Below are 21,639 nucleotides of genomic sequence, written 5' to 3'. Positions count from 1 at the left end.
CCGGTCACTGGCAGGAGTCGCACTGCAGTCGCTCCTGGGGGTCGATCGGGCACTCCTGCCCGTCGACCACGGTGAGCGCAGGTGCCGCAGACGCTGCGGCGCGCCGTGCACCGAAGCCGCGCCGCGGTCCGCCGCCGGCACCGGGGGACGTCTCGGCCTTGTTGACCCGCACGGTGGACTGCTCGGCCTGGTGGCGCGGCATCATGTGCAGGTAGTAGGTGGTCTTCACTCCCATCCGCCAGGCCGCGGCATACAGGTCCATCATCTCGCCGACGTCGCGGCTGGCCAGGTAGATGTTGCGGCTGATGGCCTGGTCGATCCACTTCTGTGCGCGCGCCGCGACCTTCAGGAAGGCATAGGGCGAGAGCTGGAAGGAGGTGCGGTAAACCTCCTGCAGCTCGGCGGGCACGCCCTCGACCTTGGACAGGTCGCCCTGGTGGCGGAGCAGCTCCTCGCGGACCTGCTCCCACAGGCCGGCGTCCTGCAGGTCCTGGACCAGGTTGCGGTTGACCTCCAGGAACTTGCCGCTGCTGGTCGAGCGGCTGAAGATCTGGCTGAACTGCGGGTCCAGGCCCGGCGTGGTGCCCGCCACCAGTCCGATCGAGGCGGTCGGCGCGATGGCCATCAGGGTGGAGTTGCGGATGCCGCCGGCCACCTTGGCCCGCAGGGTGTCCCAGTCCAGCCGGGTCGTGCGGTCCACCTCGACCGGGGTGCCGCGGTCGGCCTCGAGCAGGTCCAGGGAGTCGATCGGCACCAGGCCCTGGCTCCAGCGACTGCCCTCGAAGTTCGGGTAGGCACCGCGCTCGCGGGCCAGGTCGGCCGAGGCGTCGATGGCGTGCCAGCTGACAAACTCCATGACCTGGTCCATCAGGTCGTAGGCCTGCTCGGACTCATAGGACCAGCCGAAGCGCTCGACGATGTCGGTGAAGCCCATCACCCCCAGGCCGAGGGCGCGGTTCAGCTCGTTGGACCGCTCGGACTCCGGCACCGAGCTGATCGTGATGTCGATCAGGTTGTCCAGCTGGCGCACGGCCAGGCGGGTGGACTCGGCGAGCCGGTCCCAGTCGACCCGAGCCTGCGCATGGCGCCCGGTGACGTGCCGGGAGAGGTTGATCGAGGCCAGGTTGCAGACGGCAGTGTTGTCGCGGTCCTGCGGCAGGCAGATCTCGGTGCACAGGTTGGACAGGTGGATGGTGCCGGTGTTGTGGTTCAGCGCCCGGGTGTTGATGGTGTCCTTCCAGGTCAGCCACGGATGGGAGCTCGCCTGCAGGGAGATCAGGATCGCCTTGAACTGCTCCCGGGCGCGCAACCGCCGGTGCCTGATCCTGCCGTCAAGCGCCCGAGCAACATACTCGGCATACCGCCGGGAGAAGGCTGCCCCGGTGAGCTCGACCAGGTCGGGGGTCTCCAACGGGTCGAAGAGGAACCAGTCGTCGTCGCGCTCCACGCGCTTCATGAACTCGTCGGAGATCCAGACCGCCGTGTTGGCGGTGCGGGTCCGGCGGTAGGGATCACCGGAGTTGGCTCGCAGGTCCAGGAACTGCGGGAAGTCCAGGTGCCAGTTCTCCATGTAGAAGCAGAGGGCGCCGAACTTCTTGCCGCCACGACTGACAGCCCGCAGCGTCGAGTCGATGGTGTGCATGAACGGGATCGGGCCGGTGGAGGTGGTGTTGTTGGAGCGGATCGGGCTGCCCTCGCAGCGGAGCTTGGAGACCGACATCCCGATGCCACCAGTACCCTTGGTCAGCCACATCACATCGCGCACGCTCTTGGCGATGTGCTCGATGTCGTCCTCCATCTGCATCACGAAGCAGTTGGACAGCTGGGCGTAGGACGTGCCCGCGTTGACCAGCGTGGAGCCGGCCGCAAGGTACTCCAGGCGCGACATCTTGTCGTAGAACGCGATCGCCGCACCCGTGGGGTCCTGCTCGTTCAGCGCCAGCCCCATCGCGACCCGCATCCAGAAGAACTGTGGCACCTCCAGTGGCGCCCCGTCGGCGCTGTCCAGCAGGTAGCGCACCCGCATCGTCTGCACACCGATAAACCGGAGCAGGTCGTCCCGCGCGGGATCCAGGGCAGCAGCGAGCTGCTCCAGGTCGAACAACTCGGTCAGTCGGGTGTCCAGCTGACCAGAGCGGACCCCCGTCTCGATGACGCTCGGGAAGTGGTTGCGGTGCAGCGTGGCGATCGTGCCGGGGTCGTTGTCCCCGAACAGGTCGTGGGTCTCGCCGAAGACCTGTTTGTAGAGCGACTTGACCAGCAGCCGGGAGGCGATCCTGTCGTAGGACGGGTCGTCCTTGACGTTCTGTAGCGCCACCTGGATGACGGCCTGGTCCAGCTCCTCGCTGGTGATGCCATCGAAGAGCGTGATCTCCAGCTCGGACTGCAGCTGGGTGGTGGTGGTGATCGCGTCGTCCAGACCGCGGGCGGCGGCCTCGATGGACCGGGCGACCTCGTACCCGTCGTATGGCGTGCGCGTGCCGTCGCGCTTGATGACCGTGATGCTCATCGGTTCACCCCTCGTGAACTCGAAGCGGAGCAAGTCCACGGTCGCGGGAGACCCATTCTTGGGGAGATTTTGTACGCTCTCCCCGCATTCTTGGGGAGGATCGGTACGCCCACCCCGGTTGGGGAGGTCGGGCCGGTCCTGCCACCGTCCCACGCGGTCGCGGACCACCGCCGTCGTCTGGACGGCAGTGCACTGGCAGGTCTTCGGACTCACGGGCGGTCCAGGACACGCGTCCCGGGCTTCCTAGTGTTCGCCGCTTCCCGGACCTGGGTTGGTCCAGTGCGTCATGGCGAAGGTCGTTCCCGTTTACCGCTGCGGGGCAGTCCCGGACTCACACCGGGTTCCCTCTTGCGACGGCCTCTCGCGGACGAGAGCGGCCGAACCAGCTGCTCCGATCACTATATACACGAAACTACACCGATGTAACCCCCAACATCTAGTGTTTCCGCGACCGGGTGCGGCGACAGGTCCGTCAGCGGTCGCCGAGCTTCTCCTTGGTCGCCCACAGGCCGGCCGACGGGGTGGAGATGTAGAAGACGCGCTCACCGTCGGGCAGCTGGTTCCAGCCGTCCTTCATGACGTCGGGGTGGTAGCGCTCCACGGCCTCGTCCAGCGCCAGGTAGGTGTAGCCGACGGACTCGATGTCCTCCCGCGACAGCCCGCCAGGCGCATAGGTGATCGTGAAGCGGCCCTCGGACGAGCCGTGCACCAGGTGGGCGGTGCCGTGCGGGATGTCCTGCATGTCGGCCTCTGTCTGGTAGAGGTCGAGGACCTCAGCCTGGCTGAGGTAGCCGTACTTGCGGATCAGGTCGTCCACCTCGGGCTGCTCGCCGAACCGCTCCACACCGGGCGCGATGACCACCAGCTCGCCGCCGTCGGCGATGGCCATGCGGGTGCGGTAGACGGCCTTGTTGGCCACCCAGGTGGCCCGGAACTCATCGGCCTGCATGACCGCGACGATCTTGTCGATCGGCTCGTCGAAGGCGGTGATGTTCTGCTCCTTGGACGCCCGCGCGGCGTCCAGGTAGGTGTCCAGGTCGTCCCCGACATAGACCCCCGTGTGCACCAGGTGACCCTGATCGTCGTAGTCCATGACCACCTGGAAGTAGACGTCCTTGAGATCGCCGAGGAAGTGCTCCTCGGCATAGTTGAAGCAGTGCCGCACCGGCGTGATGAGGTTGCCCAGGTTGTTCTCGATGCCGTAGACCGCCGAGGCCATGTGGGAGGAGCCGAGCAGGCGTTTGCCGCCCAGCCCGATGAAGTAGTTCTTGTTGTGGTTGGCGAAGCCGAGCACCTCGTGGGGCACCACGTGCCCGATGTTGATGATCAGGTCCCAGTCCTGCGTCACCGTCATGGTGTTGAGGTCGATCGGCATCTCCCAGTCGACCGCACCACCGGTCTGCTCCCTGACGAACTCGGCGGGCACCGTGCCGACGTTGGTCACCCCGTCCTTCCAGTCGTGCACGTGGATCTTCTCCTCCGGCACGGACCCGAACATCCACCGGTTGTCCTCGGGGGTGTGCGGCACGTGCTGGCCGAGCGTGGGGATGAGGTGGACGTCGGCACCCTGCGCGGTGAGCAGGTGGTAGAAGTGCTCGGTCATCCAGCCGACCCCCGCGTGTGCGCGGGTGATGTCCGGTGGGAGGAGCAGGACACGGGAGTATGTCGTGATGCCGAGCCGGTCCTTGGCCTCGGTGAGGGTCCGCTCGATCAGCTCCTCGATCGTCGCGCGGTCGATGGGCTTGGCCTCGTGGCTGAACCAGGTCATGTCGCCAACCTAGCCCTGCGGGCCGCAGGACTCCAGGGGTCCCCGTTGCAGCCAGTCCACGGCGGCGTCGACCAGCTCCTCCGGCGTGCGCTCCAGGTCCAGCACGACGCCGATCTCGTCCTCCTGCAGCTCCTCGAGGGTGGCGAACTGGGAGGTCAGCAGGCTGGGTGGCATGAAGTGGTCGCGTGCCCTCATCCGGGCCTCGACCCGCTCCGCCGGACCGTGCAGGTGGATGAAGCCCACCTCGGTCCGCCCGGAGAGCAGGTCGCGATAGCTGCGACGCAGCGCAGAGCAGGCGAGCACCGTGGAGTTGCCCTGCTCCTCCTGATCGGCCATCCAGTCCGCCAGGGCCAGCAACCAGGGTCGTCGGTCGGCGTCGGTGAGGGGGATGCCGGCCCGCATCTTCTCGATGTTCGCCGTCGGGTGGAAGCCGTCGGCGTCGGCGAAGACCCAGCCGATCCGCTCGGCGATCAGCACCGCGATCGTGCTCTTGCCGGACCCCGACACCCCCATGACCACCGCGTGCTGTGTCACGAGACCTCCTGGTGAGCCTCGAACTCGCCCACCTGCGTCAGCACCTGGTCGACCAGGCCACCACCGGGCTCCTCGATGCCCATCCAGCCGAGCACGGTCCGCACGGCCTCGGCCGGGTCGGCCGAGGCCAGGTGGCGGACCGTGTCCTGCTGGGCATCGGTCACGGGCGCGCCGTGCCCGTGCAGGTGCGCGATCCAGGCCGCCACCGGCCGGGTCGCGCCCACCGGCACCGCGGCCCCGGTGGCAGATCCCCGGGCCGCCTCGGCGGCCAGGGCCGGACCGAACCGGATCGGCACCTTCTGGGAGCCATCGGCGGCGATCTGGGCCAGCAGGTGCTTGATCCGTGGGTTGGAGAAGCGCTCGACCAGTGCCGCGCGGTAGTCCTCGACACCCTCCACGTCCAGGTTGGCCGCCGCGACGTCCCACCACTCCTCGACCCAGCCCCGCACCGTGTCGTCGGTGATCGCGGACGACACCGTCTCATGCCCCAGGATCGAGGCGCCGTAGGCCATGAGCGAGTGCGAGCCGTTGAGCAGCCACAGCTTGCGCTGCTCGTGCTTGCTCACGTCGTCGACGAACTGCGCGCCGGGCCACTCCGGGCGCCCTCGCGGGAACTCGCCGGACAGCACCCACTCGGAGAACGGCTCGGTCACCACGACCTGCCGGTCCTCGACCCCGAGCAGCTCCGCCACGGTCGCGCGGTCCTCCTCGGTGGCCCGCGGGGTGATGCGGTCGACCATCGTCGTGACGACGGCGACGTTCTCCTCGATCCAGTCCAGGAGCGTGGCATCGACCTCGGCGGCCAGGTCGCGCACGACCCGCCCCACCATGGCGCCGTTGTGTGGCACGTTGTCGCAGGGCACGAGGGCGATCGGCCCGGCACCGGCGGCCCGGCGCGCGAGCAGCCCCGCCACCAGGCGACCCGGCGTCGTGGACACGTCGTCGGTGCTGGCGTCGGTGCGCAGCGCCTCGACGTCGGCGGCAACGGCGGTGTCCGTCAGGTCGAGCCCACCACCGGTGGCGCGGCGATAGCCCGCCTCGGTCACCGTGCTGGTCACCAGCGCCAGCTCGGGAGAGGCGAAGTAGCCACGCAGCGCAGCCACGTCCGCACCGGCGTGGGTCGCGCTCAGGGAGCTGATCACCTCCGGGCGGTCTCCGTCCGGCTCCCGCACGAGGAGGGTGTAGAGGTCCTCCTGCGTGGCCAGGTCCTCGGCCACGTCGGGCGTGCGACCGGTGAAGGCGGCATACCCCCAGTCGGCGGCGTCCGCCGAGTGCTCGGTGAACCACGCCTGGTGCGCCCGGAAGAAGTTGCCGATGCCGAGGTGGACCATCCGCACGGGGGCAGCCGGGCGCCCATGCTCGCTCCGGCGCAGCTGCACCGACTCCGGCGGCGGGGCGGACCCCCCGCCCGGGGCCTCCGGTGAGGTGTGCGAGGGATCGTTCATGATGCCGCTCCGGCGAGCTTGAAGGCGCGGGTGGGGATGGTGGTGACCAGGTCCCGGGCGATGCGGTGTGCGTCATCCTCCCGCACCCGGTGGTCGGCAACCAGGCGGGCCAGGAAGGCCGCGTCCAGGCGGCGCGACATGTCGTGCCGCGCCGGGATCGAGCAGAACGCGCGCGTGTCGTCGATGAACCCGGAGGTCCGGTAGAAGCCGATCGTGTCAGTCACCGCCGAGCGGTAGCGGCCGATCGCCTCGGGCGCATCGAGGAACCACCAGGGTGCCCCGGCGTAAACGCTCGGGTAGAACCCGGCCAGCGGTGCGATCTCCCGGCTGAACACCGTCTCGTCGAGGGTGAACAGGATCAGCTGGAAACCCTGCGCGGTGCCGAAGCGGCTGAGCAGGTGCTGCAGGCCGCGGGTGAACTCCATCTGGATCGGGATGTCGTGGCCGGTGTCCGGGCCGTGGGCCTGCAGCGTGGGCGTGTGGTGGTTGCGGTAGGACCCCGGGTGCAGCGTCATCACCAGGCCGTCCTCGGTCGCCATCCGGGCCATCTCGACCAGCAGGTGTCGGCGCAGTGCGGTGGCCTCGTCCTCGGTGGCGGTGCCCGCGAGCGCGGCCGCGTAGATCCGGCTGGCCTCGGCGTCGTCCAGGGTCAGGGTCACGACGTCGGCGTGGCTGTGGTCGCTGGAGACCGCGCCGTGCTCGACAAAGTAGCGGCGGCGCGCCTCCAGGGCCCGGAGGTACCCGGCATACTCCCCGGTGTCCTCGCCGGAGACCTCGGCGAGGCGGGCGACCAGCTCGGGGAAGTCGGACCGGCCCGGTTCCAGGTACTTGTCCGGCCGGAAGGTCGGCAGGACCCGGTGGTGGAAGGAGTCGTCCGCGGCGAGGCGGGCGTGGTGCGACAGGTCATCGCACGGGTCGTCGGTGGTCGCCAGCACCGAGATGCCGAAGCGGTCCATGAGCGCGCGGGGGAGGAAGTCCGCCCCCGCGATGACCTCGGCGATCCGGTCGTAACTGGCGTCCGCGCTCTCCTCCGACAGGGTCTCGGTCACCCCGAAGATGCCGACCAGCTCGTCCTCCAGCCAGTAGCGCACAGGGGTGCCCAGGAACAGGTCCCAGTGCCGGCACAGGTGCGCCCAGGCGCGGCGGGCGCCCGCCTCGTCCAGCTCCGCACCGCCCACGCCCAGCTCGACCAGGGGCACCCCTGCGGCGTGCAGCATCCGGAAGATGTAGTGGTCCGGCGTGAGCAGCAGGGATGTCGGGTCCCGGAAGGGGGTGTTCTCAGCCAGCCACTCCGGTGGCACGTGGCCGTGCGGGCTGATGATCGGCAGGTCCTTGGCCGCGGCGTAGATCTCCCGCGCGATGCGCCGCGTCGCCGGGTCAGCGGGCAGAAGCCGGTCGTGGTGCAGGACGTTGGTCGACATGAACCCACCTAAGCCGATTCCCCCCGGGACGTCTAGGGTGACGGGCACCCGGTGGCCTGTCGTCACCCTTCCCGGGGGCTCGGCGCGGCGGGCCACTTGTCCTTCTGCCCCACTCAGGCCAGAGTGGGCCTAGAGACTTCAGATCACCTGCTCCGGGAGGCGCCCGATGACCGCACCAGTCAGCCCTCTAGCCCAGGTAGGCGTGATCGGCCTGGCGGTGATGGGTTCCAACCTGGCGCGCAACTTCGCCTCGCGGGGCCACACCGTCGCCGTCTTCAACCGCACCGTGGAGAAGACCGAGGTGTTCAGCACCGACTACGGTGCCGAGGGCACCTTTGTCGCCGCACCGACGCTGGAGGAGTTCGTCGCCGCGCTGGAGCGACCGCGCAAGGTGATCATCATGGTCCAGGCCGGGGCCGGCACCGACGCCGTGATCGGGCAGCTCATCCCGCTGCTCGAGGAGGGCGACATCGTGGTGGACGGCGGCAACGCGCACTACGAGGACACCCGCCGGCGGGAGGCTGCGCTGCGCGAGGTCGGCCTGCACTTCGTCGGCGCCGGCATCTCCGGCGGCGAGGAGGGTGCGCTCAAGGGCCCGAGCATCATGCCCGGCGGCAGCCCGGAGTCCTACGCCGCGCTCGGCCCCCTCCTGGAGGACATCTCCGCGAAGGTGGACGGTGAGCCGTGCTGCGCCTACATGGGCACCGACGGCGCCGGGCACTTCGTCAAGATGGTCCACAACGGCATCGAGTATGCCGACATGCAGTTCATCGCAGAGGCCTACGACATCCTCACGGCGGCCGGGATGGCTGCCCGGGAGGTCTCAGACGTTTTCCGGGAGTGGAACACCGGCGACCTGGACTCCTACCTCATCGAGATCACCTCCGAGGTGCTCGACCAGGAGGTCGACGGCACGCCGCTAGTCGAGGTGATCATGGACCGGGCCGAGCAGAAGGGCACCGGTCGCTGGACCGTGCAGATCGCCCTCGAGCTGGGGGTGCCGGTCAACACCATCGCCGAGTCCGTCTTCGCCCGCTCCACCTCCGGCCACACGGCGTTGCGCGAGGCCTCGCGCGGCCTGGCCGGGCCGGACCGCGCGATCACGGTCGAGGACCGGCCGGCGCTCGTGGACGCTGTCCGCCGGGCGCTCTGGTCGGCGAAGGTCGTCGCCTACGCCCAGGGCCTGGACCAGATCCGCACCGCGAGCCAGACCTACGGCTGGGACGTCAACATCTCCGAGGTGGCCCGCATCTGGCGCGGCGGGTGCATCATCCGGGCCAAGCTGCTGGAGCGGATCCGGCAGGAGTATGCCGGGGCGAACCTGGCCACGCTCCTGGCCGCCCCGAGCGTGGCGGCCGAGCTGGCCAGCTCCCAGGACGCGTGGCGGCACGTGGTGGCCGTGGCCACCACGGCCGGCGTGCCCGTGCCCGGGTTCAGCGCCGCCCTCGCCTACTACGACACGGTGCGCTCCGAGCGGCTGCCCGCATCCTTGGTGCAGGGGCTGCGGGACTTCTTCGGGGCGCACACCTACCAGCGCATCGACAGGCCCGGGACGTTCCACACGCTGTGGTCCGGCGACCGCAGCGAGCTGGAGCTCTGAGTGGTTGGCACACAGCCCGTCCCGGACGTGGGCCAGGAGGTCTCCCCAGAGGTCGAGGCGCTGATCGGGCGGGTCGCCGCGCACCTGCCGACCGAGGGCCGGCTGGGGGTTGCCTACTCCGGCGGCGTCGACTCCACCACCCTGCTGGCCGTCGCCGTCCGGCACCTCGGCGCGGACCGGACTGTCGCCATACTCGGCATCTCTCCCAGCCTGGCCACCGCCGAGCGTGCGGCGGCGCACGACATCGCCCGCGGCATCGGCGTGGGCGTCGTCGAGGTGCCCACGGACGAGGGGTCCTCGGCCGCCTACCGTGCCAACGGGCCGGACCGGTGCTTCCACTGCAAGGACGAGCTGTTCACCCGCATCGGCGACGACGTGGCGGTGGCGTACGGGTTGAGCGCGATCAGCTACGGCGAGAACGCCGACGACGCGATCCGGCCGGACCGACCGGGTGCACGGGCGGCCACCGAGCACCGGGTGCTGCGGCCGCTGGCCGAGGCGAGGCTGACCAAGGCCGACGTGCGGGCGGTGGCCGGGGCGCTCGGCCTGCCCAACGCGGACAAGCCCGCGGCGCCGTGCCTGGCCTCGCGGATCCCGCACTTCACGGAGGTCACGCCGGAGAAGCTGTCGCAGGTCGACCGTGCCGAGGCCGCCGTGCGCGCGCTGGGCTTCTCCGACTGCCGGGTGCGCCACCACGGCGACGTCGCGCGGCTGGAGCTGACCGACCACGAGCTGGCCCGCGCCGCCGACCCGGAGGTGCGCTCCGCGCTGGTCGACGGCGTGCGGGCCGCCGGATTCCGCTTCGTGGCGCTCGACCTGGTCGGCATCCAGTCCGGCGCCTTCACCCTGCCCCTGGTCGCCCGTGACTGACCCGACCCGCACACCGCCGACCGCCAGCCTCGAGGGCATCGCCGAGTTCGACTTCGGCCGAGCAGCCCGCCGCGGCTATCCAGAGGCGGTGCTCTGCGAGGGCAAGACGATGGAGCACCTGGTCGCCATCGCCCGGGAGGTGGGTGCGCACCAGCATTCGAACGGGCACGAGCCGCTGGGGACGATCCTCTTCACCCGCGCGTCCACCGACCAGGCGCAGGCAGTATGCCGTGAGCTCCCCGGGGCCGCCCACGACCCGGTCGCGCGGATGGTCGCCTGGCCGGGCCCCGTGCCCGAGCCGAGCGGCGGGACGGTGCTGGTCCTGTGTGCCGGGACCGCGGACATCCCGGTCGCGCGGGAGGCGTGGCTGACGGCCCGGCACCTCGGCCGGCCGGCCGAGCTCGTGGTCGACGTGGGGGTCGCGGGACTGCACCGGGTCCTGGCCCGTGTCGACCAGATCGCAGCGGCCTCGGCCATCGTCGTGGTGGCCGGCATGGACGGCGCCCTGGCCAGCGTCGTGGCGGGTCTGGCCTCGGCGCCGGTCGTGGGCGTGCCCACCTCGGTGGGCTACGGCGCAGCCCTGGACGGGCTGGCCCCGCTGCTCTCGATGCTCAACGCGTGCGCGCCAGGCGTGGCCGTCGTCAACATCGACAACGGCTACGGCGCCGGGCACCTGGCTGCGCAGATCGCTGCCACGGGCTGACAACCCGAGCCACGGGGCCGAGACCTCATTGACTCGTCAGCCCTCCAGAGCCATCGGGTCCTCGGTCTCAGCCGTTCCGCTCGTAGACGTCAGGGATCCCGTCGTCGTCGAGATCGAGGCTGTCGGCCGCCTCCACCCGTCGGTAGTGCCGGTTCCGCGCCGTCAGGATGATCGAGCCGACGACTGCGGCCAGCGCCGAGGCGAGGAAGATGCCGACCTTGGCATGCGCCCCGATCATGGTGCCGACCCCGAAGCTCAGCTCGGCGACCAGGAGCGAGACCGTGAAGCCGATGCCGGCGAGGGCGGAGACCCCGATGACGTCGATCCAGCGCACGGACGGGTCCAGGCTGGAGCGGCTCAGCTTCGTGACGAGGTAGGTCGTGCCGGTGATCCCGATGATCTTGCCCAGGACCAGGCCGGCGATGATGCCGGTCGTCACGGTTGAGCCGAGTGCCGAGCCCAGCCCGTCCAGACCACCGATCGCGACCCCTGCGGAGAAGAACGCGAACACCGGCACCGCAAAGCCGGCCGATATCGGCCGGAGCCGGTGCTCGAAGATCTCGGCCAGCCCGTGCACGTGCTCGCCCTCCGGCTCACCCTTGTCCGCCCGCAGTCGCGCCGGCACGGTGAACCCGAGGATGACGCCGGCGATAGTCGCGTGGATGCCCGAGGCGTGGACCAGCGCCCAGAACACCATCCCGACGGGCAGGAGCAGGACCCAGGCCCAGGACTGGTGCCGGCGGAACAGTGACCGTTGCTGGCGCGCGAGCAGCGCGTAGGCCACGAGCGGGACCAACGACCACAGCAGCATCGGGACGACGATCCCGGAGGAGTAGACGAGCGCGATGATGAGGATCGCGATGAGGTCGTCGACGACGGCCAGGGTCAGCAGGAAGATCCGGAGCGCAGGAGGCAGGTGTGAGCCGATGATCGCCAGCACGGCGACGGCGAAGGCGATGTCCGTCGCGGTCGGGATCGCCCAGCCGCGCAGGGCCTCGCCGTTCCCCCAGTTGATCGCGGTGTAGATCAGGGCGGGCACCGCCACGCCACCGAAGGCCGCCGCGACCGGCACGATGGCCCGGTCCCACCGGCGCAGGTCGCCGATCATGATCTCGCGCTTGAGCTCGAGGCCGACCAGGAAGAAGAAGATCGCCAGCAGTCCGTCGGCCGCCCACGCGCCGAGGGTCAGGCGCAGGTGCCAGGGCTCGTAGCCGACCTCGGTGTCCCGGAGGGAGAAGTAGCTGTCGGCCCACGGCGAGTTGGCCCAGACGATCGCCACGACGGCGGCCGTGACCAGGAGCATGCCACCGACGGTCTCCTTGCGGAGCACGTCGCTGATCCGGACGACCTCGGAGTAGCTTCCCCGCCCCAGCGTGGTGGGCCTCTGTGGTGGGCTCTGGTCCTCAGACATCGGTGTCCTTCGTGGCTCGGCGACATGACGCCGACCAGACTTCCCGGCACACCAGCTCCCACTGTAGCCGCCGGGCCTCCTACTCGGGCGAGAGCAGCCCCATCTGCTCGGGGATCCACATCGAGAAGGGCGCGATGTAGGCCACGAGAAGGAGCCCGAGGGCCAGGGCGAGCAGGAACCAGATCAGCTTGCCCACCACGGGTTCGATGCCCATCCCCGCGACGCGGGCACCGACGAAGAGCACGTTGCCGACCGGGGGTGTGATCACGCCGACGCAGAGGGCGTAGACGATGACCGTCCCGAAGTGGACGGGGTCCATCCCGAAGCCGACGACCACGGGGAGGAAGATCGGCGTGAAGATCAGGATCGCCGGCGTGGGGTCCATGAAGGTGCCGACCAGCAGCAGGATGACCATCATGACCGCCAGGATGACCGCCGGGCTGTCCGAGATGCCGAGCAGCAGGTCGGAGACTGCGTCGGGGATGTGTGAGAACGACATCACGAAGGACAGTGCCGTCGAGACACCGACCAGCAGCATGATGATCGCCGTGGTCCGGGCGGCGTCCAGCAGTGCCTTGGGTAGGTCGGACACCTTGATCGTCCGGTAGACGAAGCCGAGCACCAGGCAGTAGACGACCGCGATGGCCGAGGACTCGGTGGCGGTGAAGATGCCGGCGACGATGCCGCCGATCACGATGATGATCATCAGCAGGGACGGCACCGCCCGCCAGAAGACCCACAGACCCTCCTTGAGGGTGACCCACTGACCCGGCTGCGGGTTGCCGAACTTTCGGTAGGTGAGCATCACGACGATGATGCACGCCACCGCCCAGATCAGGCCCGGAATGATGCCGGCCATGAACAGGGCACCGACGGAGGCGCCGCTGACCAGGGAGTAGACGATGAAGGTGTTGCTCGGCGGGATCAGCATGCCAGCCGGAGCCGAGGCGACGTTCACCGCGGCTGACCAGGACTTGTCGTAGCCCTCCTCCTTCATGCGGGGCGTCATCACCGTGCCGATCGCCGCCGCGGCAGCCACGGCCGCACCGCTGACGGCACCGAACATCCCGTTGGCGACGACGTTGGTCGTGGGGAGGCTTGCCGGCAGCTTGCCGACCAGGACCTTCGCAAAGTCGATCAGCCGCCCGGCGATGCCGCCGGTGTTCATCAGCACCCCGGCCAGCACGAAGAACGGGATGGCCAACAGGGTAAAGGAGTTGATGCCGGTGAACAGCCGTTGGGCCGAGACCAGCGCCGCCTTCTCGAAGTCGAGCAGGACGACCGCGGCGAAGAACGAGCCGAGTCCGATGCTCACCGCGATCGGCACCGAGAAGACGATGCCGATCGCGATCGAGGCGACCAGGACGATCGCGGCGAGGAGTATGGGGTCCACGGGTCACACCACCTGGGGGTCTTCGTCGTGCTCGATGGCTTCCTCGGCGCCCCGCAGGACCGCTTGGAGGTGATAGATCGCATAGAACGTGATCATCGCGCCGCAGATCGGCATCGCGAGATACATCACGCCGACCTGGGTCGGCAGGGCGCTGAGCGACTGGTTCCAGGCACCGCTGGCAGCGCGGATGCCGCCATAGACGAGCACCACCACGGCGAAGAAGATGATCGCCAGCTGCACGAAGACCGCCACCGCCTTCTGCCGGGACGGGGAGAGCTTCTTCACCACGAAGTCCACCGCGATGTGGCCCCGCTCGGAGAAGACCAGCGCCGTGGCGAACAGGCCCACCCAGACGAAGGTGTAGCGGGCCATCTCCTCGGTCCAGGCGCTCGGGCTGTCGAGCACCTGCCGGGTGAAGACCTGCCAGACCACCACGACGACGAGCAGGGCGAAGAGGATGACCGAGGCCCACTGCAGGACCTTGTCCAGCCCTCGCTTGACGGGTTCCATGTCAGCCCTCCTCCTCCGGCGCTGCAGCGCGGATCTTGTCGTAGAGCTCCCGTTGCGTTGACGTAGTCAGGAACTGGTCAGCGAGGGGGGCAAGCGCCTCCTGGACCTCCGCCTGGTCGATCTCGATCCACTGTGCACCGCCGGCCTGCGCCCCCTCGATCGCCTCCTGGGTCGCCGCGTCCCACAGCTGGGTGTGGTCCTCGTAGGTGTTGATCCACTCGTCCTCCAGCAGCTGCCGGTCGGCCGGGTCCAGACCCTCGAGCATCTCGGTGCTGGCCACCATGTAGTCCAGCCCCACCAGGTGGTTGGAGTTCGTGTAGTACTGAGCCACCTCGAAGTGCTTCTGGGTGAAGTAGGAGACCTCGTTGTTCTCGGCGCCGTCCAGCACACCGGACTGCAGGGCGGTGTAGACCTCGCCGAAGGCCATCGGCGTCGGCGACCCGCCGAGCGCCCGAATCATCGCCAGGTTGAGCTCGCTCTCCTGGACCCGGATCTTGACGCCGTCCAGGTCTGCGAGCGTCTCGATCGGTGTCTTGACGTAGATATTCCGAGAGCCCTGCGTGAAGCCACCCATGACCGTGATGTCGTTGCTGTCCTCCAGCGAGGTGTAGAGCTCGCCGACGATCTCCGGGTCGTGCACGACAGGCATCTGGTGCTCGACTGAGTCGAAGACGCCCGGCATGTTGAGCACCAGGAAGTCCGCGCTCAGGTTCTCCATCTGGGAGCCGGAGATGATGCCCAGGTCGATGATGTTGTCACTGAGCAGCTGCAGCACCTCGGCCTGCGCTCCGAGCGTCTCGTTGGGGAAGATGTCCAGGCGCATCCGCCCGTCCGTCTGCTCCTCGAGCCGGTCGCTGTAGTTGGCCAGCGCGACGTACGACGGGTGGGTCTCGGTCTGGTTGAGCGCCACCCGGAGGATGATCACGTCGCTGCCCGCGCCACCTCCCCCGCACGCGGAGAGGCCCAGCCCCACCGCCATCACCGTGCCGAGTGCCACGATCTGACGCCTCATGGGCAGGCCCCTTCCCGAGGAACTTGTTCCGGTCACCATAGGCCCTGTCGCGCGCCGCGCCTATCCCTTCCAGGTAAAGACCTTCCTGGCACGTGGCCGGGTGGGCGCGGCGCCACCGAGCGACCGCTGTTCACCGGATAAACCGAAGTCACGTCGACCGGGTAGACCGGAGTCTCGACGAGTCGGTCAGTAGGTCACCGCTCCCTGGGAGGCCGACCCGACCAGCCGGACATACTTGGCCAGCACCCCGCGCCGCGAGCGCTCGGGCGGATCCGGGGGCGACCACAGGGCCCGCCGCTGGATCAGTATGTCGTCACCCACCTCCAGCTCCAGCGTCCCGCGTGAGACGTCCAGGACGATGGGATCGCCGTCCTCGACCAGGGCGATCGGGCCGCCGGTGGTCGCCTCCGGAGCGATATGCCCGACGCACAACCCCGTCGTCCCGCCGGAGAACCGGCCGTCGGTCACCAGCAGGACGTCCTTGCCCAGGCCAGCACCCTTGATGGCACCGGTGATCGCGAGCATCTCGCGCATCCCCGGGCCACCCTGCGGCCCCTCGTAGCGGATGACGACGACGTCCCCGGCGGCGATCGTGCCGTCCTCCAGTGCGTCCATCGCGGCGCGCTCCCCGTCGAAGACCCGGGCGGTGCCGCGGAAGACGTCGGAGTCGAACCCGGCCGACTTCACGACCGCGCCCTCGGGGGCCAGCGACCCCTGCAGGATGGTGAGCCCGCCGGTCTGGTGGATCGGGTTGTCCAGCGACCGCAGCACGGTGCCGTCGAGGTCCGGCGGCGGCACGTCGGCCAGGTTCTCGGCGACCGTCCTGCCCGTCACGGTGAGGCAGTCACCGTGCAGCAGCCCGGCGTCGAGCAGCGCCCGCATGACCACGGGGATCCCGCCGACCCGGTCGACGTCGACCATCACGTGCTGGCCGAACGGCTTGACGTCGGCCAGGTGCGGCACCCTGGCCCCGATCCGACGGAAGTCGTCCAGGGACAGCTCGACCTCGGCCTCGTGCGCGATCGCGAGCAGGTGCAGCACGGCGTTGGTCGAGCCACCGAAGGCCATGACGACGGCGATGGCGTTCTCGAACGCCTCCCTGGTCAGGATCTGCCGGGCCGTGATCCCCTGACGGAGCATCTCGACGACCGCGCGACCGGAGGCCCGCGCGATGCCGTCGCGGCGCCGGTCGGTCGCGGGCGGGGCCGCCGATCCCGGCAGCGCCATGCCGATCGCCTCGGCCACCGCAGCCATGGTGTTGGCGGTGTAGAAGCCCCCGCAGGCGCCCTCGCCCGGGCAGATCGCCCGCTCGATAGCGTCCACGTCCTCACGGGACATCAGACCCCGGGCGCAGGCACCGACCGCCTCGAAGGCGTCGATGATGGTGACCTCGCGGGTCGAGCCGTCGGAGAGCTTGGCCTGACCGGGCAGGATCGTCCCGGCATAGACGAAGACGGCGGCCAGGTCGAGGCGGGCGGCGGCCATCAGCATCGCCGGCAGCGACTTGTCACACCCGGCCAGGAGCACCGATCCGTCGAGCCGCTCGGCCGACATGACCGTCTCCACGGAGTCGGCGATCACCTCGCGGGAGACCAGCGAGTAGTGCATGCCCTCGTGGCCCATCGAGATGCCGTCCGACACCGAGATGGTGCCGAACTCCAGCGGGTAGCCACCGGCCTCGTGGACCCCGTCCTTGGCGGCCTGGGCCAGCCGCTCCAGCGACAGGTTGCACGGGGTGATCTCGTTCCAGGACGACGCGACGCCGACCTGGGGTTTGGCGAAGTCCTCATCGCCGAGGCCGACGGCCCGGAGCATGCCGCGGGCAGCGGCACGCTCCAGACCGTCGGTGACGTCGCGTGAACGCGGCTTGGGATCGGCCGGCTCCCCCGAGCTGGCGACCGACCCGGTCGTGCTGTCCACCTGGGTCACCGCGCCGCGGTCCCCTCGACGTAGTCGGTGTCGTGGGACTTCACCCACGACATCATCTCGCGCAGCTCGCGGCCCACTCCCTCGATCGGGTGGGTCTCACCAGCCGCGCGGAGCGTGGTGAACTCCGGGGCACCGGCGTCCTGGTCGGCGATGAAGCGGGCGGCGAAGGCTCCGCTGCGCACGTCCTCGAGCACCGCCTGCATGTTGGCCTTGACCTGGTCGTCGATGACCCGCGGCCCGGAGACGTAGTCGCCATACTCCGCCGTGTCGGACACCGACCAGCGCTGCTTGGCGATGCCGCCCTCATACATGAGGTCCACGATGAGCTTGAGCTCGTGCAGGCACTCGAAGTAGGCGACCTCCGGCTGGTAGCCGGCCTCGGTGAGGGTCTCGAAGCCCTTCATGATCAGCTGGCTCACGCCCCCGCACAGGACGGCCTGCTCACCGAACAGGTCCGTCTCGGTCTCCTCGGTGAAGGTGGTCTTGATGCCGCCGGCGCGCAGGCCACCGATGGCCGCGGCGTAGGACAGCGCCAGGTCCCAGGCGCGCCCGCTGGCGTCCTGCTCCACGGCGACCAGCACCGGCACACCCCGCCCGTCGACATACTCCCGGCGCACCAGGTGACCCGGGCCCTTCGGGGCGACCATGCACACGTCCACCCCGGCCGGGGGCTTGATGTAGTCGAAGCGGATGTTGAAGCCGTGGCTGAAGAAGAGCGCGTCGCCCTCCTCCAGGTGCGGCTCGATCGCCTGGGTATAGAGCTGGCGCTGCGTGTGGTCCGGCGTGAGGATCATGATCAGGTCGGCCTCCTGGGCCGCCTGCTCCGGGGTCACCACGCGCAGCCCCTCGGCCTCCGCCTTGGCACGCGATCGCGAGGTCTCGGGGAGACCGACGCGCACGTCCACCCCGGAGTCCCGCAGCGACAGCGCGTGCGCGTGCCCCTGGCTGCCGTAACCGATGACCGCGACCGCCCGGTCCTGGATCAGACCGAGCTCGGCGTCGTCGTCGTAGTACATCTTGGCCATCTGAAGTTCTTCTCCAATTTTCGTAGTGGATTTGTTGGTCGATCCCGCATTTTCGTAGTGGTTTTGCGCCTCGACCCCACCTTTCGTCGTAGTTTCGCTGCGGTTCCACCCTGTGCGGGATGATGTGGAACGGGTTTCTGTGGGTCGGCGGGTGCACTGCCCAGCTCGGGCGGTGGACCTGGCGCGTCGGAGATCCCGGAAACCGCGGAGGCAGGACCTGCAAAACCTCCCTATTTTTCCGGGATCGACCGACGAAACCCCTATATTTTTTGGGGGGGGATCAGCCCCAGGCCGCAGCCATCGCGCCGACCGGGCGGGGGCCGTTGTCGTTGATCGCCCACAGCTGGTCGCGGATCGCCGAGGGGTCGGACAGCTCCTCGATGTGGATGACCTCGATCAGCTTGTCCAGCTGGTTGGTGACCTTGTGCAGCTGCTCGTCACCGACGTTGAGGACGATGGTCATCCGGGAGACCTTCGGGTCCTCGGTCGGGCCGACCACCAAGTGGTCGATGTTGAAGCTGCGGCGGGCGAACAGGACCGAGACCCGGGCCAGGACGCCCGGATTGTTCTCGACCAGGACGGACAGTGCGTGACGGCTCATGATGTGCTCCAAAGTGGTTGATGTGGTGTGTGGTGCATGTCAGCTGGTATGCCCGGCCCCTACCCGGACTCGAATAATCAGGAGGCGGTGCCGGCCGTAGCAGGAAGGCATCAGTCGTCCTCCTCGAACTGCGGCGCGAGATCGCGGGCGTACTTGATGTCGTCGTTGCTGGTGCCGGAGGCGACCATCGGCCAGACCATCGCGTCCTGGTGGACGCGGAAGTCCACGACCACGGGGACGTCGTCGATGGCCATCGCGGCCTCGATCGTGCGGTCGATGTCCGCCGGGTCCTCGCAGCGCAGGGCCTCGCACCCGTAGCTCCGGGCCAGCATCACGAAGTCGGGGACCTGGACCGGGGTGCGGCTGCCGGGGTGGCCGGGGGTGCCGCGCAGGCCTGTGTGGCTGTAGCGCTCGTTGTAGAAGAGGGTCTGCCACTGGCGGACCATGCCCAGCGCACCGTTGTTGATGATCGCCACCTTGATCGGGATGCCCTCCACCGAGCAGGTCGCCAGCTCCTGGTTGGTCATCTGGAAGCACCCGTCGCCGTCGACCGCCCACACGGTCGCGTCCGGCCGGCCGACCTTGGCGCCCATCGCGGCCGGCACCGCATACCCCATGGTGCCGAGGCCACCGGAGTTGATCCAGGTGCGGGGCTGCTCGAAGCCGAGGTAGTGCGCCGCCCACATCTGGTGCTGCCCGACGCCCGAGGTGAACACCGCGTCCGGCCCGGCCAGGGCGCCCAGCCGCTGGATCACCTGCTGGGGGGCGACCTGCCCACCGGGCGCCTCGTCATACGACAACGGGTAGCGGCCCTTGACGCCCTGGCAGAAAGCGACCCACTCGGCATAGTCGGGGACGTCGCCACCCTCGACCCGGGCGCGGAACTCCGCGGCCAGGGCCGCGATGGTGGGCCGGCAGTCACCGACGAGGGCGACCTCGACATCGCGGACCTTGCCGATCTCGGCGGGGTCGATGTCCGCGTGGATGACTGCGGCGTGCGGGGCGAACGACTCGCGCACGCCGGTGACCCGGTCGTCGAACCGGGCGCCCAGGGCGATGATCAGGTCGGACTTCTGCAGCGCGCCGACCGCAGCGACCGTGCCGTGCATCCCCGGCATACCCAGGTGCTGCGGGTGGCTGTCGGGGAAGGCGCCGCGCGCCATCAGCGTGGTGACCACCGGCAGCCCGGTCAGCTCGGCCAGCGCCATCAGCTCGCGGTGCGCGCCGGCGCGGATGGTGCCACCACCGACGTAGAGCACCGGGCGGCGGGAGGACAGCATCAGGCTGACGGCGTCGCTGACCTCGGCCTGCCCCGGCTCGGTGACGGGGCGGTAGCCCGGCATCGCCAGGTCACCGTCGGTGATCCGCTTGGTCTGCGCCATCAGCGCGTCCTTGCTGACGTCGACCAGGACCGGCCCCGGGCGACCGCTCGAGGCCAGCCGGAACGCGCTGGCGACGGTCGGGCCGATCTGGTCCGGGTCGGTCACCAGGAAGCTGTGCTTGGTCACCGGCATGGTGATCGAGCGGATGTCGGCCTCCTGGAAGGCGTCCGAGCCGATCGCGCTGCTGGGCACGTTGCCGGTGATCGCGACCATCGGGACGGAGTCCATGTTGGCGTCGGCCAGCGGCGTGACCAGGTTCGTCGCACCCGGTCCGCTGGTGGCCAGGCACACCCCGACCTTGCCCGTGGCCGCCGCATAACCCTGGGCGGCGTGCCCGGCACCCTGCTCGTGACGCACCAGGATGTGCCGCAGCTCGGGTCGCTGGTAGAGCGTGTCGTAGAGCGGCAGGACCGCGCCGCCCGGGAGGCCGAAGATGTGCTCAGCCCCTACGCGCAGCAGGGCGTCCACGAGTGCCTCGGCACCGGTCGTCGTGCTCGGCTGCGCCGACTGGGTGGGCGCTGCGCTGGCGGGCTGGGCGGTCATATCAACTCTCTCGGATCGTTTCGGGGTATAAAAAAACCTCCGGCCCGATGGGCAACGGAGGTAGGACGCGTCTCGGTATGGCTACCGCGTGACGCGCCCTGAGGTAATAAGTACGATGCTGAGATGCATGGGGCTAACCATGCCCCCTCCGCCCCCCTTCCTGTCAAGAGGCTTTCGCTGTGAGCCGGGTCACATCGCCGGCGCGTGGTGCAACTAGGGCTCATGAGGCTGGCCTGCGGGTGGGTCCCGGCCCGTTCGTTGCGGCAGTATGCCGAGGCGCGGGGTGAGATCTGCGACCTCACGACATACTGGGGGCAGGTTGGTCTCGGGAAGCACCGTGCACGGGACCTCGGAGGAGCGCGATGACCGGGGGAAAGAGATGACCGGGACGGACCAGGACCTGCAGCGCGTCCAGCGCCGGGGACGCCTCGTCATCGCGACGATCATCGCGCTCTTCGTGCTGGTGTGCGTGGCGCTCGGCGTCTTCCTGTGGCAGCGCCAGCAGCAGGAGAACCGGCTGGCCGAGCTGACCAAGACCGGTCTGCTCGCGGTGGGTCTGCCGCCCCTCACCTTCGAGATCGACGAGGTCTCGGCCCTGGAGAACAACCGGGGACTGGTCACGACCTACCGGTATGCCGACGGCGAGCCGGTGAGCCAGTTCCGCCTGCTCAACCTCCGGGTGGGGACCGGCCAGGACCCCTGCGAGGTGCTCACCCGTGTCGAGCCAGCACTCGGGGACCGGTGCGAGGTGTCCGGGTCGAGCCTCTCCGCGGTGGCGAACGGGCCCAGCACGATCCTGCACGCGGAGGGACAGGTGCACGCCGCCACGCTGGTGGTGCTCGTCGGCCATCCGGCGACGTTCGACGACCAGACCCTGCGCGCCTTCGTCGACGCCGCCGAGCTGGTCAGCATCCGGGAGCTGCTGGCCCAGGCCGGCTGAGCCACCAGCGGACCCCGACCGGACCCGCGAGCAGGTGATGACG

General features: G+C 69.4%; 17 protein-coding genes and 1 riboswitch. Of the genes, 4 read left to right on the top strand and 13 right to left on the bottom strand.

The window, feature by feature from the left end:
• Positions 1-4: 4 nt before the first annotated feature.
• The 5 genes from MWU75_RS00635 to uxaC all read right to left on the bottom strand — a co-directional run bounded on the left by MWU75_RS00635 (position 5) and on the right by uxaC (position 7,677).
• Complete coding sequence (locus tag MWU75_RS00635; RefSeq protein ID WP_247087433.1) at positions 5-2,509, bottom strand: ribonucleoside-diphosphate reductase subunit alpha; 2,505 nt, start codon at positions 2,507-2,509, stop codon at positions 5-7.
• 176 nt (positions 2,510-2,685) lie between these two features.
• A riboswitch (cobalamin riboswitch) is annotated at positions 2,686-2,911 on the bottom strand.
• A gap of 70 nt (positions 2,912-2,981) precedes the next feature.
• Positions 2,982-4,277 carry a lactate racemase domain-containing protein gene (locus tag MWU75_RS00630; protein WP_247087431.1) on the bottom strand — a complete coding sequence of 432 codons (1,296 nt, stop codon included), beginning with the start codon at positions 4,275-4,277 and terminating at the stop codon, positions 2,982-2,984.
• Positions 4,278-4,286: 9 nt separating this feature from the next.
• Positions 4,287-4,811: a gluconokinase gene (locus MWU75_RS00625; RefSeq protein WP_247087429.1), complete on the bottom strand. Its 525-nt coding sequence runs from the start codon at positions 4,809-4,811 to the stop codon at positions 4,287-4,289.
• Positions 4,808-6,256 (bottom strand): mannitol dehydrogenase family protein, encoded by a 1,449-nt coding sequence (locus MWU75_RS00620; RefSeq protein WP_247087427.1) that lies wholly within the window; start codon positions 6,254-6,256, stop codon positions 4,808-4,810. Before MWU75_RS00620 ends, MWU75_RS00625 begins: the two co-directional genes overlap by 4 nt.
• Positions 6,253-7,677 carry a glucuronate isomerase gene (gene uxaC, locus MWU75_RS00615; protein ID WP_247087425.1) on the bottom strand — a complete coding sequence of 475 codons (1,425 nt, stop codon included), beginning with the start codon at positions 7,675-7,677 and terminating at the stop codon, positions 6,253-6,255. The genes MWU75_RS00620 and uxaC overlap by 4 nt, the downstream gene beginning before the upstream one ends.
• Positions 7,678-7,843: 166 nt before the next feature.
• On the opposite strand from uxaC, the gene gndA reads away from it, so the two are divergent.
• The 3 genes from gndA to larB are packed head-to-tail and all read left to right on the top strand — an operon-like array spanning position 7,844 to position 10,850.
• The gene (gene gndA / locus MWU75_RS00610) at positions 7,844-9,277 is read left to right on the top strand and encodes an NADP-dependent phosphogluconate dehydrogenase (protein WP_247087423.1); all 1,434 of its coding nucleotides are present in this window, start codon (positions 7,844-7,846) and stop codon (positions 9,275-9,277) included.
• On the top strand, positions 9,278-10,147 hold the full coding sequence (larE, locus tag MWU75_RS00605) for an ATP-dependent sacrificial sulfur transferase LarE (RefSeq protein ID WP_348647715.1): 870 nt from the start codon (positions 9,278-9,280) through the stop codon (positions 10,145-10,147).
• Positions 10,140-10,850 (top strand): nickel pincer cofactor biosynthesis protein LarB, encoded by a 711-nt coding sequence (larB, locus tag MWU75_RS00600; protein ID WP_247087421.1) that lies wholly within the window; start codon positions 10,140-10,142, stop codon positions 10,848-10,850. The genes larE and larB overlap by 8 nt, the downstream gene beginning before the upstream one ends.
• 67 nt (positions 10,851-10,917) lie before the next feature.
• Here the strand turns inward: larB and nhaA are convergent, their stop codons facing one another.
• From nhaA to MWU75_RS00560, 8 genes are all read right to left on the bottom strand, one after another.
• On the bottom strand, positions 10,918-12,261 hold the full coding sequence (gene nhaA / locus MWU75_RS00595) for a Na+/H+ antiporter NhaA (RefSeq protein WP_247087419.1): 1,344 nt from the start codon (positions 12,259-12,261) through the stop codon (positions 10,918-10,920).
• A gap of 79 nt (positions 12,262-12,340) precedes the next feature.
• Entirely contained in the window at positions 12,341-13,654 is a 1,314-nt protein-coding gene (locus MWU75_RS00590; protein ID WP_247087417.1) for a TRAP transporter large permease, read from the bottom strand.
• Between the two features lie 3 nt (positions 13,655-13,657).
• Complete coding sequence (locus tag MWU75_RS00585) at positions 13,658-14,164, bottom strand: TRAP transporter small permease (protein ID WP_247087415.1); 507 nt, start codon at positions 14,162-14,164, stop codon at positions 13,658-13,660.
• A gap of 1 nt (position 14,165) precedes the next feature.
• Positions 14,166-15,176: a TRAP transporter substrate-binding protein gene (locus MWU75_RS00580; protein ID WP_247087413.1), complete on the bottom strand. Its 1,011-nt coding sequence runs from the start codon at positions 15,174-15,176 to the stop codon at positions 14,166-14,168.
• Positions 15,177-15,362: 186 nt separating this feature from the next.
• Positions 15,363-17,105, bottom strand: coding sequence for a dihydroxy-acid dehydratase (gene ilvD / locus MWU75_RS00575; RefSeq protein ID WP_247087411.1), 1,743 nt, complete (start codon positions 17,103-17,105; stop codon positions 15,363-15,365).
• Positions 17,102-18,130 carry a ketol-acid reductoisomerase gene (gene ilvC / locus MWU75_RS00570; protein ID WP_247087409.1) on the bottom strand — a complete coding sequence of 343 codons (1,029 nt, stop codon included), beginning with the start codon at positions 18,128-18,130 and terminating at the stop codon, positions 17,102-17,104. Before ilvC ends, ilvD begins: the two co-directional genes overlap by 4 nt.
• Positions 18,131-18,410: 280 nt before the next feature.
• Positions 18,411-18,731, bottom strand: a complete 321-nt coding sequence (gene ilvN, locus MWU75_RS00565) for an acetolactate synthase small subunit (RefSeq protein ID WP_247087407.1) — start codon at positions 18,729-18,731, stop codon at positions 18,411-18,413.
• Between the two features lie 110 nt (positions 18,732-18,841).
• Positions 18,842-20,656: an acetolactate synthase large subunit gene (locus MWU75_RS00560; protein WP_247087405.1), complete on the bottom strand. Its 1,815-nt coding sequence runs from the start codon at positions 20,654-20,656 to the stop codon at positions 18,842-18,844.
• A gap of 379 nt (positions 20,657-21,035) precedes the next feature.
• Between MWU75_RS00560 and MWU75_RS00555 the strand changes: the two genes are divergently transcribed.
• Positions 21,036-21,596, top strand: a complete 561-nt coding sequence (locus MWU75_RS00555; protein ID WP_247087403.1) for a hypothetical protein — start codon at positions 21,036-21,038, stop codon at positions 21,594-21,596.
• Positions 21,597-21,639 lie beyond the last annotated feature (43 nt).

This window comes from Ornithinimicrobium sp. F0845 (assembly GCF_023015765.1).
Lineage (GTDB): Bacteria > Actinomycetota > Actinomycetes > Actinomycetales > Dermatophilaceae > Ornithinicoccus.
Note: the sequence above shows the minus strand (reverse complement) of the source record. Positions and strands in the feature narration are given on the sequence as shown.